Consider the following 11,801-nt stretch of genomic DNA (forward strand, 5'->3'; position numbering starts at 1 on the left):
CTCGAATCTTACGAATGAGCCGCAGACGCGTCGTCGTCACCGGCATGGGCATCGTTTCGCCCGTCGGTTCTACAGTCGAGTCTGCCTGGGCCACGATTCTGGCCGGGCAGTCCGGTATCCGTCCGATCAAGGGCTACGATACGTCCGCTTTCACCACCCGCTTCGCCGGGCAGGTGGCGGACGATTTCGTCGCCACCGACTGGATGGGGCCCAAAGAGCTTCGCAAGACCGATCCGTTCATCCATTACGGTGTCGCCGCCTCCAAGATGGCGGTGCGCGATGCCGGACTGGAAATCACCGATGAAAACCGCGAGCGCATCGGCGTTCTGGTCGGCTCAGGCATCGGTGGCATCGGGTTCATCGAGGAAGAAGTGAAGAAGATGGCGGAGAAGGGGCCGGGACGCGTCTCGCCCTTCTTCGTTCCGGCTTCGATCATCAACATGGTGGCCGGCTACGTCTCGATCGATCTCGGTCTGACGGGTCCGAGCTTCGCCACCGTGTCGGCCTGCACCACGGCCGCACATTCCATCGGCATTGCCATGCGCCTGATCCAGGCCGGCGATGCCGACGTCATCATCGCCGGTGGCGCCGAGGCGGGTTCCGCTCCCGCCGGCATGGCCGGTTTCTGTCAGGCGCGTGCATTGTCCACGCGTAACGACGATCCGCAGCGCGCTTCGCGCCCCTGGGACAAGGATCGCGACGGTTTCGTGCTCGGCGACGGCGCCGGCGTGCTCGTGCTCGAAGATTACGAGTTCGCCAAGGCGCGCGGCGCCCGCATCCACGCGGAACTCGTCGGCTTCGGCATGTCGTCGGACGCCTCGCACATCACGCTGCCGCCGGATGACGGCAATGGCGCGCGCCGTGCGATGCAGAACGCGATGCGTGACGCCAAGCTCAATCCCGAGCAGATCGACTACATCAACGCCCACGGCACCTCGACGCCGGCGGGCGACATCGCCGAGACCATCGCGGTCAAGCATGCGCTCGGCGAGTATTCGAAGAAGGTCGCGGTGAGCTCGACCAAGTCGATGACCGGTCATCTGCTCGGCGCGGCGGGCGGCATCGAGGCGATCTTCTCGATCCTCGCGATTCGCGACGGCATCCTGCCGCCGACCATCAACCTCGACAATCCGAGCGAAGGCTGCGATCTCGACTACGTGCCGCACAAGGCGCGCGAGTCCAAGATCGACGTCGTGGTCTCGAATTCGTTCGGTTTCGGCGGCACCAACGGCTCGCTCGCCTTCGCGCGCTTCAAGTAAACGGCGGCGCACGACATGAGCGTGCGCGCCGATCTCGCGGGCGAGGTCGATCTCTTCGATCTCCATCGCCACGATCCGCAGCGCTATCCGTTTCTGCTGCAATCCGTCGCCGGGCATCCGGTGTCGGGTCGCTACGACCTGCTGTTCGGTTTTCCGCGCGAGGCGCTGACGGGAGCGGATTTCTTCGCCCGGCTCGACGCCGAGTTTCGCGCGGCCGAAATCGAAAGCCCGCATCCCGATCTGCCCTTCGTCGGCGGCTGGTTCCTGCTGCTCGGCTACGAGGCGGCGGGCCAGGTCGAGCCGAGTCTGCGGTTGCCGCAATCGCCGTTTCGCCTGCCCGATGCGCTCGCGGTGCGCTGCACGGCGGCGGCGATCTATGACCGCGAACTCAAGCGGCTCACGCTGATCGCGGAGGACGACGATGCGCTACAGCTCGAGACGATGCGGCGCGATCTCGCTGCCTGCCGTAGCAGCGCGAACGCGCGAACCGAAGTCCAGACCGTCATCGGCCCCGCTCAGGAAGACGATCCGCAGCGCTATCTCGACGGTGTCGAACGCATCCTCGAATACCTGCACGCCGGCGACATCTTCCAGGCCAATCTGTCGCGCGGCTGGAAAGCGCCGATGCTGCAGGGCGACGCAGCTTCGCTTTACTCGCGGCTGCGCGAAAGCAATCCGTCGCCGTTCGCGGGCATCGCGCAGTGGCGGGGCAGTGCGGTGCTCAGCTCGTCGCCCGAACGCCTGCTGCGTATCGACGGCGGCATCGCCGACACGCGGCCGATCGCCGGAACGCGGCCTCGCGGTGTCGATGCGGCCGAAGACCAGCGCCTGCGCGAACACCTCGTCGGCAATCTCAAGGAGCGCGCCGAACACGTGATGCTGATCGATCTCGAGCGCAACGATCTGGGCCGCGTCTGCGAACCCGGCAGCGTCGGCGTCAGCGAGCTCATGACCGTCGAGAGCTACGCGCACGTGCATCACATCGTGTCGAACGTGCGCGGCCGCCTGCGCAAGGGAGTCGGCCCGGGAGCCGCGCTCGAAGCGGTGTTTCCGGGCGGCACGATCACGGGCTGCCCGAAGGTGCGCTCGATGGAAATCATCGCGGAACTCGAAGGCGTCGGCCGCGGCCCCTACACTGGCGCCATGGGCTACCTATCGCGCTGCGGCAAACTCGACACCAACATCCTGATCCGGAGCTTCGTCGTCGAAGACGGCTGGGTCAGCTTCAGGGCCGGCGCCGGTATCGTTGCGGATTCGAACGCGCAGGCCGAACTCGCCGAGACGCGCGCCAAGGCGCGCGGCCTGCTGCGCGCGCTCGGAGTGCAGGCATGAAGAAGTTTTTTCGCTTCCTCGTGCTGCTGATCCTGCTCGCGCTCGTGGCCGCGGCCGGTCTGCTCTACGACGCGCATGCGCAGCTGTCGACGCCGCTGCGCTACGAGCAGCCCGAGAACCTGCAGCTCGCTCCGGGCGCGCGCCTGCGCGACACCGTGCTCGCGCTGCGCGACGCCGACAAGCTCGCGAGCCTGCGCCAGGGGCTTTATCTCGAAATCTACGCGCGCCGTTCGGGCAAGGCCGCGCGCATCAAGGCCGGCGAATACCGCATGGAGCCCGGCATGAGCGCGTATCAGGCGCTCGATCTGTGGGTGTCCGGCAAAGTCGTCGTCTACGAATTGCGCGTCGTCGAAGGCTCGCGCTTCGAAGTGGCGCTGTCGCAGATCATCGCGCATCCGCAGATCCGCAAGACGCTGACGACCACCGACGCCGCGCAGATCATGTCCGCGCTCGGCCGCGCCGGGCAGCATCCGGAGGGGCGTTTCTTCCCGGACACCTACCTGTTCCCGCGCGACACCACCGACGTCGCCTTGCTCAAGCGCGCTTTCGATGCGATGGACAAGGCGCTCGCGGCCGAGTGGGAGACGCGCGCCGCCGATCTGCCGTATCGCTCTGCCGAAGACGCGCTGACGATGGCCTCGATCGTCGAAAAGGAAACCGGCCTGCCGGCCGAGCGTCCCGAGATCGCGGGCGTGTTCGTGCGTCGCCTGCGTCTGGGCATGCGCCTGCAGACCGACCCGACCGTGATCTACGGACTCGGCGCCATCTTCGACGGCAATTTGCGCAAGCGTGATCTGCTCGCCCCGAATCCGTACAACACCTATCTCAACACCGGTCTGCCGCCGACACCGATCTGCCTGCCCGGACGCGCGGCGATCAAGGCCGCGTTGCATCCGGCCGACGGCAAGACGCTGTACTTCGTCTCGCGCGGCGACGGTTCGCACCAGTTCTCCGAGACGCTCGAAGAGCACGAAGCCGCGGTGCGTCGCTTCCAACTGCGGCAAGGCCAGCGTTGATGTCTTCCGTGCGCGGCCGACTCATCACGCTCGAAGGCGGCGAGGGCGCCGGCAAGACCACGCAGGCGCGTTTCATCGGCGACTGGTTGCGCGCACGCGGACGCGAGGTGGTGATGACGCGCGAGCCCGGCGGCTCTCCGCTGGCCGAGGCGATTCGCCAGGTCGTGCTCGCGGACTGGAGCGAGGGTGTCGCTCCGATCACCGAACTGCTGCTGATCTTCGCGGCGCGCTCGGCGCATCTGCAGGCGACCGTATTGCCTGCGCTGCAGCGCGGCTGCGATGTGGTCTGCGATCGTTTCGTCGACGCGAGCTGGGCGTATCAGGGCGCGGGCCGCGGCGTCGAAGCGCACAAACTCGCGGCCGTCGAGCAGATGGTGCTCGGCGATCTGCGGCCCGATCTGACCTTGGTGTTCGACATCGAGCCGGGCGTCGGGCTCGCGCGTGCGCACCGGCGCGGCGACGCCAATCGCTTCGAAGCCGAGACGCTGGCTTTCATGCAGCGTGTGCGTCAGGCCTATCTCGATCGCGCGGACGGCGAGCCGCAGCGCTGCGTGGTGATCGATGCGAGCCTGCCGCCTGATGCGGTGAGCGAGCGCATCAAGAACATTCTGGAGCAGCGACTGTGAGCCGCATCGAAGCCCTGCCTTGGCAGCGCGAACTCTGGACCGGCCTCAACGAGGCGCGCAACAACGGCCGGCTCACGCATGCGCTGTTGTTCGCCGGGCCCGAAGGCGTCGGCAAGCGGCACTTCGCGCGTGCGCTCGCCTACGGCCTGATCTGCGAAGCGGCGGGGCCGGATGGCTACGCCTGCGGCCAATGCCGCAGCTGTCTGCAGCTGGCCTCGGGCACGCATCCGAACCTGCACTGGATCCGCGTCGATCACGACGAGAAGACCGGCAAGGACAAGCGCGACATCAGCATCGACCAGCTGCGCGATCTGAGCGCCAGACTCGCGCTGAGCAGCCATTACGGTGGCGCGAAAGTGGCGGTCATCGATCCGGCCGATGCGATGAACGTCGCCGGCGTCAACGCGCTGCTCAAGACCATCGAAGAACCGCCGCCCGCGACGCATCTGATCCTCGTCTCCGAGCGCCCGATGGCGCTCGCCGCGACCTTGCGCAGCCGTTGCCAGCGACTGCGCTTCACCGTGCCGTCCGAGGAAGATGCGCTGGCCTGGCTGCGCTACGAGGAGCCCAAGCTGCCGGCCGAGGCGCTGCAACTCGCATCGGGTGCTCCGCTCAAGGCGCTCGCGTTTCATCGCGACGGGCTGCTGCTGCAGCAGATGCAATGGCGCCGCGACTGGCTCGACGTCTGGTCGCAGAAGAAAGCGCCGCTCGCGGCCGCGACGAGCGTCGGCAAGGATCGCGAACTCGCGTCGGTCTGGCTGTCGGCGCTCGTGGTGTTCCTCGGAGAAGTGCTGCGCCAGCGCGTCGCGGGCGATGCGGGCGGTGAGATCGGTGCGATCGCGGCGCGCATCAGCATCAACGGTCTGCAGCAGCTCATCGACGAGGCGCTCGAAAGCCAGCGCCGCCTGCGTTCCAACGCGGCGCCGCAGCAGGTGCTCGAATCGCTCATGATCGCCTGGTGGCGCTGGTCGATGACGCGCCCGGCCGTGAGCGCCTGAGCCCAGTCTTGCGGCAACCCGGCGGTTTGCGGATAGTGCGGAGGCCATGACTCCCCAGCGACCCACAGGCGTGCAGCCCGGCATCCTGACCTTGAACCTCAAGGACAAGAGCGCGCTGTACGTGTCCTACATGCCGTTCATCAAGAACGGCGGCCTGTTCATTCCGACCAGCAAGGAATACCGCCTCGGCGACGAGGTCTTCATCCTGCTGACGCTGATGGACAACGCCGAACGCCTGCCGGTGGCCGGCAAGGTGGTCTGGGTCACGCCACGCGCCGCGCAGGGCAAGCGTGCCCAGGGCATCGGCGTGCAGTTCAGCGCGCAGGACGGCGGTGCGACGCAGAAGAAGATCGAGTCGATCCTGGCCGGTGCGCTGACGGCGGACAGGCCGACGCACACGATGTGATGCTCGGCTTTCAGCCCTGAAGATTCAGCGCTTCGAAACCGCCTTCGAGCGCGAACGCGCCGATTCCGCGCTGCTGCAGCAGGAAGGTCGCGACCCGGCTCCTGAAGCCGTTCTCGCAGACGCAGATGTATTCACGCTCCGGATCGAGCTGCTCGCTGCGGCTGCGCAGCAGATGCGCCGGCATGCGAATGCCGTGTTCGAGCGGAGCGCTGTCGTCGGCGCGCAGGTCCAGCCATAGCGCTTGCCGTTTCGAGATGCGCGCCAAGGCGTGATCGAGGCCGATGCTCCGCGTCAGCGGCTCGTTGAGCAGCCTCAGGAAGTTGGCCCGATCGATGCGCCGCAGCCGGCTCGCCCGGTTCGCGACGACGGTCGCGCTTCGCGGTGCGCCCGATATCAAGGCCTCCTCACCGAAGCAGTCGCCCCCCGTGAAGCGGGCGAGCAGTTCGGGCTCGACATCGGAGCCGCGCTCGTACAGCACCCGGCATTCGCCTTCGTCGATCACGTAGAAGTAATCGCCGTGTGCGCCTTGCTCGATGATGCGGGTTCCGGCGCAGACGTCGAAGGGCTGCATCGCCATGAACAAGGCCTGCAGGTGAGGCGACGGCAGTTGCTGCATCGTGCGGGTCTGCAGCAGCCGGAAGATCCAGTCGCGATCGCCGAAGCCGCCGATCTCGGCGACCTCGACGCCGCTGGACTGATCCCAGCTCAGGGTGATTTCGAGCAGGCTCGCATCGATGCGCAGGCAGAGCACGTCGCTGATGCAGCGGGCACTCGTCGTCTGCGGCGACTCGGTGCCGAAGGCATCGCTGGCCGACGCGCTCGAGCCGCGCAGTTCGGCGAGCGGCCGGCCGTGCTCATCTTCGATCTGGACGATGCCATGCAGCAGGAACAGGGCCTGGGTCGATTGCTGACCGCGGCGGAACAGCCAGCTGCCGGCCTCGTGCCGACTGCGCTCGGCATGCCTGGCCAGCTGAGCCACGCCCTCGGTCCGCAGGCGACGAAGTGCGGCGAAGGCTTTGAAAAGATCGGGATTGACGGGCATGGTAGGGCGCTCCGGCTGCACTTGTCTGACCGGTCTTTTGTGCCACAATGCTGTATTGCATAGCTTGAAATGGATCACGTCGTTCGATGGGAATCGAGTGCGGCGTGGGGCGTAATGCCGCGCAAGCTGGCTCTTTCGCTGTAATTGGTCATGGAGAGGCTCTATGGCGTCCAGCAAAGGTACGAAGTCATCCGGCTCTAAAGAAAAGAGCTCCAAGAAGGTCATCGCAAAAGCCGTCGCGAAAAAAGCTCCGCCCGCCAAGGGCGCAAAGAAAGTCGCCGCTCCGGCGAAAGGCGCTCCCGCCAGCAAGGGGGTTCAGCAAACGGCAAAGTCCGCAACCGCAAAATCCGCCGCCGCCAAGTCTCCCCGGAAGCCCGCACCCATCTCGTCCGTTTCCAAGAAGTCCGCAACGTCCAAGACAGCCGGGGCCGCAAAAGCCGAGACCAAGCCCGCCGCTCGTTCGCCTGCCAAAGAAACGGCAAAAAAATCGGCGCCGACACTCCCAGCTGCCACGAAAGTTGCATCCACATCCGCTAAGTCAGCCGCAGCACCTGCGGCCGCACCAGGAAGAATTGCCAAAATGACGTCCGCCTCCAAGGAAGCCGTTGCCCCTGTGGCCACCCCAACGAAGTCCGCCGCCAAAGCTTCCAAGTCTTCCAAGGCGCCTGTGATCGCCGGCCTGCTGAGCGAAGAACAGATCCGCAATGCTCCGAACTCCGAGTACATGAGCGACGAGCAGCTCGTGTTCTTCCGTGAGCGCCTGCTGCAGATGCGGAGCGAGGTGCTCGCCCGCGAACTCGAGGTCAAGGAACGCCTGCATCAACGCGAAGTGTTCGCCGATCCGGCCGACCGCGCGAGCGCCGAAGAAGAGCACTGGCTCGACTTGCGCCTGCGCGAGCGCGAGTCGCTGCTGCTGCGCAAGATCGAAGACGCGCTCAAGCGCATTCGCGACAAGGAATACGGCTACTGCGAAAAGACCGGCGAGCCGATCGGCATCGCCCGCCTGCTCGCGCGCCCGACCGCGACGGTCTGCGTCGACATCAAGGGCCAGGACGAGCGCGCCGAATCGCAGTATCGCGATCGCTGATCGGTTCGACGCTGGTCGAGCAAAAAAAGAGGGCGCCGCAAGGCGCCCTCTTCGTTCATGCGTTGCGCCCGTTTTTCAGTGCCCGCGCATCGAGTTGATCGCGAAGCCCTGGGCGAGGCCCCAGCCGATCGCGGCGACGGCGCCGAGCCAGATCAGAAAAGCCGGCCACTGGCCCGCGGCGATCGTCGCGATTCCAGGCAGCAGGCTGCCGTAGCCGAGCATGGTGCGCATCGTCGAACCCATCGCGACACGCTGGGTCGCACGAAGGCTGCGCAGGCGTTTCGGATCGCGCAGGGCGAGGGGCGTCAGCAGCATGGCGCTGGCGACGATGGCGCCCAGTGCCCAGATCAGGGTCGGGCTCATGCGAGCTGGCTCTCGGTCTCGATGCCGCTACGGGCCGCGGCGGCGAGTCGGGCGTTCGACTTGCGCGCGGCAAGGCCGCAGAGCACGCCGCCGACGAGCATCGCCAGATCGAGCGAGAACACCGGCAGCAGTCCGTTGGCGAGCGCCGATGCCCAGCCCGGGCCGCCGGTCGCGAGCCGCAACAGCGGCAGCGACAGCAACACGAGCCCGGTCGCCGCGAGCAGCACGCGGCGCAGGCTTTCGAGATCGCGCAGGCTCAGCGCGAGCACGCCGGCGAGCGCGGCGGCGCTCAGGAACGCGCTTGCCATCGAATCGTGCAGTTCGACGAGGCCGAGCGAGCGCCCGATGAAGAAGCCGATCGGCGAGGCGGCGAGCGACAGCGGCAGGCCGTAACCGACCCAGATCGTTGCCCGAGCCAGACGCTGCCAGGCCGGTGATTCGGCACGGCGCATGGTCCACAGCAGCATGCCGGTCAGCGTGACGTAACAGGCCGCGAAGCCGAGCGCGAACCAGACCGCTTTGGACAGCACGCCGGCGAAATTGCCGAAATGCAGTGGGCCCATGAGGTCGAACAGCAGGCCGCCGGCCGAGGGCACTAGGCCCAGGCCCGGCTTCTGGTGCATGAAGGCGCCGCTGGCGCCGTCGTAGACGAGGTTGTTCGAGGAGACATGGCCTTCGGACGGCGGCGTGAACACGTTCACGCGCGCATCGGCCCGGCCGTAGTGCGCGATGCTGACGAAGCTCGGCTCGACGCCGACGCGCGAGTGCGCATCGGCGATCATCGCGTCGAGATCGGCGAGCGGCCTGGGCGTCTTGTCTTCGGCCGGCGGGACGCCGACGAGGGTTTCGATGAGCTTTTCCTGGTCGCCGCCGAAAGCCACCATCGCCACCACCGGAATGCCCACCGTGCTCGCGAAGCTGAAGAAGCTTCCCGTGAACGCGAGGATGAAGGCGAATGGCAGGTTCCAGGTTCCCGCGATCACGTGCGCATCGCGCTTGGCGAGCAAATCCTGGCGGCGCCGGCGGATCGTGAACAGCTCGCGCAGCAGGTGCCGGTGCACGACCAGCCCGCTGACCGCGGCCACCATCATCGCCAGGCCGAGCGCGCCGGTCAGCAGCAGGCCCCAGGGATTCGGCACGTGCAGGCGCACGTGCAGGTCGATGAGGAAGGCCGACAGCGCAGCTGGAGTGTTGTGCTCCTGGATCGCCTCGCTGATGCCCTCGCGGCGATCGAGCACGGCGAGCGTGTTCGGGTCGAGGTCGAATTCCACGCCCTCGGCGCTCGGCTGGCCGTCGACGACGATGTCCTTGTGGAAGAAGGTGCGGATGCGCCCGCCGGCCTGCGGGAAGAAGAACAGGTCGTCGTGATACTGCTCGTCGACCTGCGTCGACAGCTCGGCCAGTTTGGCTCCGATGCCTTTGGGCAGCGCAGCCGCGGGCTCGTGCTGCAGCGGGCTCGACCAGCCGCCGATCTCGTCGGCGAACACCGCGATCACGCCGGTCAGGATCACCGCGTAGAGCAGCAGGCCGAGCAGGGCGCCGCTCCAGCCGTGGATGGCGAGCAGCGATTTGGCGTTGTCCTGGGACAGGCGAATCATGAGGCGGCTCCCGCACGGACGTAGACGAGCGCTGCGAGTCCGGCGTTGACGAGCAGCAAGGCGAAGGTCACGAGATATGCCCGGCCTAGCCTGCGATCGAGGCTCGTGTAGAAGAAAACGGCCGCCCAGATCAACGGAAAGAAGCCGATCGGCAGCGCGATGTTGTCGATCTGCGCGGCGCCCTTGGGCAACCAGGCGGTGCCGCCGGCCATGATCACGCCGGCGGTCAGGAAGGCCAGCGGGCCGGCGAGTACGCCGCGCGCCCAGGCACGCTTGGGCCACGGACTCGATGTGGCGGGGGAACGGGGATGAGCCATGTGGGACAAGAGGCGTCCAGCAGATGAGATGCCAGTGTAAATGCGAAATATTCGCAATGCCAGGTTCGCGCAGGACTGCACAGGCACCGCCCGACGCTGAATCCGGCACTTGCAAGCGCGCGATTCGACCTCAGAATCAGCGCCAGTTTCATCGGTGGATCGACCGTCCCATGCTCAGCTCCATAGACCCCAGCGTGCTTGCCCCCGTGCTGGCCGGACTGTGTGTGCTCGCGGCTTCGCTGGGCTTGCCGGTTCCGACGATGCCGGCGCTGATTTACGCGGGCAGCGTCGCCGCCGGCAGTTCCCAGCCCGCGAGCATCGTGGCCGCGAGCTTCGCCAGCGCATTCGCGGGCGGGCTGGCCGGGGACATCGCCTGGTTTTTCGCAGGCCGGCGCTATGGCTTCCAGGTGCTGCGGCTGTTGTGCCGGGTCTCGCTGTCGCGCGATACCTGCGTGCGTCGCACCGAGAGCTTCTTTTCGCGCAGCGGCGTGCGGATATTGCTGATCGCCCGCTTCGTGCCGGGACTATCGGTGGTTTCGGTCCCGATGTCGGGAACCGCGCGCACTCCGTTCACGCGCTTCGTCGCGCATGACGCGATCGGCGTCGCCCTGTGGATCGGCTGCGGCCTGCTGCTCGGCCATTGGTTCGCGAACCAGGTCGACGCCCTGCTGCTCGTCCTGCATCAGTTCGGGCTCGGAATCGGCAGCGCGGCCCTGCTGATCCTGCTCGGCTTCACGGCCTGGCGCTGGAGCCGCCGGCGCAAGCTGTTGCGCGACCTAGAGACAAGCCGGGTGTCGGTCAGCGAGCTCTACGAACTCATGGCGGCCGAGACCGGGCCCGTGATCATCGACGTGCGCTCGGCCGAGAGCCGGCAGCATGATCCGTTCCTGATTCCGGGCTCGATGCTGCTCGATCTCGGCGCGCTCGAGCAGGCGATGGCGGGCGTCGATCGCAAGCGCTGCATCGTGGTCTATTGCGCGTGTCCGAACGAAATCAGCGCGGCGCTGATCGCCAAGCAGCTCAGAAAGCTCGGCTTCGACAACGTGCGGCCGCTGCTCGGCGGCATCGACGCCTGGCGCGAGCAGGGCGGGGAGCTGCATCCGCTGCAGGCGGCGACGGTTTAGGCCGCGAGCTTGGCCGCGATCTGGGCCACATGCCGGCCCTGGAATGCGGCCATGCCGAGCTCGATCTGGCTAGGCTGACGCGAGCCGTCGCCATCGGCGATCGTGCTTGCCCCATACGGCGATCCACCCTTGATTTCGTCGAGGCCCATCTGCCGCTGCTCGCTGTACGGCAGGCCGACGACGATCATGCCCAGATGCAGCAAGGTCGGATGGAACGTCAGCAGCGTGCTCTCCTGGCCGCCATGCTGGGTGGCGGTCGAGGTGAACACGCTGCCGACCTTGCCGATCAGCGCGCCCTTGGCCCAGAGGCCACCGGCCTGGTCGAGGAAGTTGCGCATCTGCGCGGTCATGTTGCCGAACCGCGTCGGCGTGCCGAACAGGATCGCATCGTAGTTCGGCAGCTCGTCGATGCGCGCGATCGGCGCATCCTGGTTGGTTTTCGCGCCGGATTTGGCGAGCACGTCGGCCGGAACGAGCTCGGGCACGCGCTTGATGTCGACCTCGACGCCAGGCACTTCGGCGGCGCCCTTGGCGACCGCCTTGGCCATGGTTTCGATATGACCATACATGCTGTAGTACAAGACGAGAACCTTGGCCATCGTTCGCTCCGTTTCCGTACGCCGGCGATGTGCC

At 66.8% G+C, this 11,801-nt stretch carries 13 protein-coding genes; 8 read left to right on the forward strand and 5 right to left on the reverse strand.

The window, feature by feature from the left end:
- Positions 1-14: 14 nt before the first annotated feature.
- From fabF to AC3WUM_RS16130, 6 genes are read left to right on the forward strand one after another with little or no spacing between them, the layout of a single operon-like run.
- Complete coding sequence (gene fabF, locus AC3WUM_RS16105; protein WP_492411324.1) at positions 15-1,259, forward strand: beta-ketoacyl-ACP synthase II; 1,245 nt, start codon at positions 15-17, stop codon at positions 1,257-1,259.
- A gap of 15 nt (positions 1,260-1,274) precedes the next feature.
- Complete coding sequence (locus tag AC3WUM_RS16110; RefSeq protein ID WP_492411326.1) at positions 1,275-2,591, forward strand: aminodeoxychorismate synthase component I; 1,317 nt, start codon at positions 1,275-1,277, stop codon at positions 2,589-2,591.
- A complete protein-coding gene (gene mltG, locus AC3WUM_RS16115; RefSeq protein ID WP_492411328.1) occupies positions 2,588-3,607 on the forward strand; it encodes an endolytic transglycosylase MltG in 1,020 nt (339 codons plus the stop codon). Before AC3WUM_RS16110 ends, mltG begins: the two co-directional genes overlap by 4 nt.
- An 8-nt stretch (positions 3,608-3,615) precedes the next feature.
- Positions 3,616-4,233, forward strand: coding sequence for a dTMP kinase (gene tmk / locus AC3WUM_RS16120; RefSeq protein ID WP_492411428.1), 618 nt, complete (start codon positions 3,616-3,618; stop codon positions 4,231-4,233).
- Positions 4,230-5,231, forward strand: a complete 1,002-nt coding sequence (gene holB / locus AC3WUM_RS16125) for a DNA polymerase III subunit delta' (RefSeq protein ID WP_492411330.1) — start codon at positions 4,230-4,232, stop codon at positions 5,229-5,231. Before tmk ends, holB begins: the two co-directional genes overlap by 4 nt.
- Before the next feature lie 46 nt (positions 5,232-5,277).
- A complete protein-coding gene (locus tag AC3WUM_RS16130; protein ID WP_492411332.1) occupies positions 5,278-5,637 on the forward strand; it encodes a PilZ domain-containing protein in 360 nt (119 codons plus the stop codon).
- A gap of 10 nt (positions 5,638-5,647) precedes the next feature.
- Here AC3WUM_RS16130 and AC3WUM_RS16135 read toward each other — a convergent pair whose 3' ends face one another.
- Positions 5,648-6,679 (reverse strand): cyclic nucleotide-binding domain-containing protein, encoded by a 1,032-nt coding sequence (locus tag AC3WUM_RS16135; protein ID WP_492411334.1) that lies wholly within the window; start codon positions 6,677-6,679, stop codon positions 5,648-5,650.
- A gap of 163 nt (positions 6,680-6,842) precedes the next feature.
- Here AC3WUM_RS16135 and dksA point away from each other — a divergent pair, with 163 nt between their 5' ends.
- On the forward strand, positions 6,843-7,766 hold the full coding sequence (gene dksA, locus AC3WUM_RS16140; RefSeq protein ID WP_492411335.1) for an RNA polymerase-binding protein DksA: 924 nt from the start codon (positions 6,843-6,845) through the stop codon (positions 7,764-7,766).
- A 75-nt stretch (positions 7,767-7,841) separates the two neighbouring features.
- Here dksA and AC3WUM_RS16145 read toward each other — a convergent pair whose 3' ends face one another.
- Genes AC3WUM_RS16145 through AC3WUM_RS16155 form a run of 3 tightly spaced genes read right to left on the reverse strand, consistent with a single transcriptional unit; the run spans position 7,842 to position 10,044 of the window.
- Positions 7,842-8,129: a hypothetical protein gene (locus tag AC3WUM_RS16145; protein WP_492411336.1), complete on the reverse strand. Its 288-nt coding sequence runs from the start codon at positions 8,127-8,129 to the stop codon at positions 7,842-7,844.
- A complete protein-coding gene (locus tag AC3WUM_RS16150; RefSeq protein WP_492411338.1) occupies positions 8,126-9,727 on the reverse strand; it encodes a PepSY-associated TM helix domain-containing protein in 1,602 nt (533 codons plus the stop codon). The genes AC3WUM_RS16145 and AC3WUM_RS16150 overlap by 4 nt, the downstream gene beginning before the upstream one ends.
- Positions 9,724-10,044: a hypothetical protein gene (locus AC3WUM_RS16155; protein ID WP_492411339.1), complete on the reverse strand. Its 321-nt coding sequence runs from the start codon at positions 10,042-10,044 to the stop codon at positions 9,724-9,726. The genes AC3WUM_RS16150 and AC3WUM_RS16155 overlap by 4 nt, the downstream gene beginning before the upstream one ends.
- Positions 10,045-10,214: 170 nt before the next feature.
- Between AC3WUM_RS16155 and AC3WUM_RS16160 the strand changes: the two genes are divergently transcribed.
- Positions 10,215-11,168 (forward strand): DedA family protein/thiosulfate sulfurtransferase GlpE, encoded by a 954-nt coding sequence (locus AC3WUM_RS16160; RefSeq protein WP_492411341.1) that lies wholly within the window; start codon positions 10,215-10,217, stop codon positions 11,166-11,168.
- Here AC3WUM_RS16160 and wrbA read toward each other — a convergent pair.
- On the reverse strand, positions 11,165-11,767 hold the full coding sequence (gene wrbA, locus AC3WUM_RS16165) for an NAD(P)H:quinone oxidoreductase (RefSeq protein ID WP_492411343.1): 603 nt from the start codon (positions 11,765-11,767) through the stop codon (positions 11,165-11,167). The two genes, AC3WUM_RS16160 and wrbA, sit on opposite strands and share 4 nt — an antisense overlap.
- Between the last annotated feature and the right edge of the window lie 34 nt (positions 11,768-11,801).

The organism is Hydrocarboniphaga sp. FW305-C-57 (assembly GCF_058783045.1).

What these genes read in the sequence shown, in the direction of transcription:
- AC3WUM_RS16130 (WP_492411332.1), top strand. Translation starts at nt 5,278, where the DNA reads ATGACTCCCCAGCGACCCACAGGCGTGCAGCCCGGCATCCTGACCTTG.
- fabF (WP_492411324.1), top strand. Translation starts at nt 15, where the DNA reads ATGAGCCGCAGACGCGTCGTCGTCACCGGCATGGGCATCGTTTCGCCC.
- AC3WUM_RS16135 (WP_492411334.1), bottom strand. Translation starts at nt 6,679, where the DNA reads ATGCCCGTCAATCCCGATCTTTTCAAAGCCTTCGCCGCACTTCGTCGC.
- AC3WUM_RS16150 (WP_492411338.1), bottom strand. Translation starts at nt 9,727, where the DNA reads ATGATTCGCCTGTCCCAGGACAACGCCAAATCGCTGCTCGCCATCCAC.
- dksA (WP_492411335.1), top strand. Translation starts at nt 6,843, where the DNA reads ATGGCGTCCAGCAAAGGTACGAAGTCATCCGGCTCTAAAGAAAAGAGC.
- wrbA (WP_492411343.1), bottom strand. Translation starts at nt 11,767, where the DNA reads ATGGCCAAGGTTCTCGTCTTGTACTACAGCATGTATGGTCATATCGAA.
- AC3WUM_RS16160 (WP_492411341.1), top strand. Translation starts at nt 10,215, where the DNA reads ATGCTCAGCTCCATAGACCCCAGCGTGCTTGCCCCCGTGCTGGCCGGA.
- AC3WUM_RS16110 (WP_492411326.1), top strand. Translation starts at nt 1,275, where the DNA reads ATGAGCGTGCGCGCCGATCTCGCGGGCGAGGTCGATCTCTTCGATCTC.
- AC3WUM_RS16145 (WP_492411336.1), bottom strand. Translation starts at nt 8,129, where the DNA reads ATGAGCCCGACCCTGATCTGGGCACTGGGCGCCATCGTCGCCAGCGCC.
- mltG (WP_492411328.1), top strand. Translation starts at nt 2,588, where the DNA reads ATGAAGAAGTTTTTTCGCTTCCTCGTGCTGCTGATCCTGCTCGCGCTC.
- AC3WUM_RS16155 (WP_492411339.1), bottom strand. Translation starts at nt 10,044, where the DNA reads ATGGCTCATCCCCGTTCCCCCGCCACATCGAGTCCGTGGCCCAAGCGT.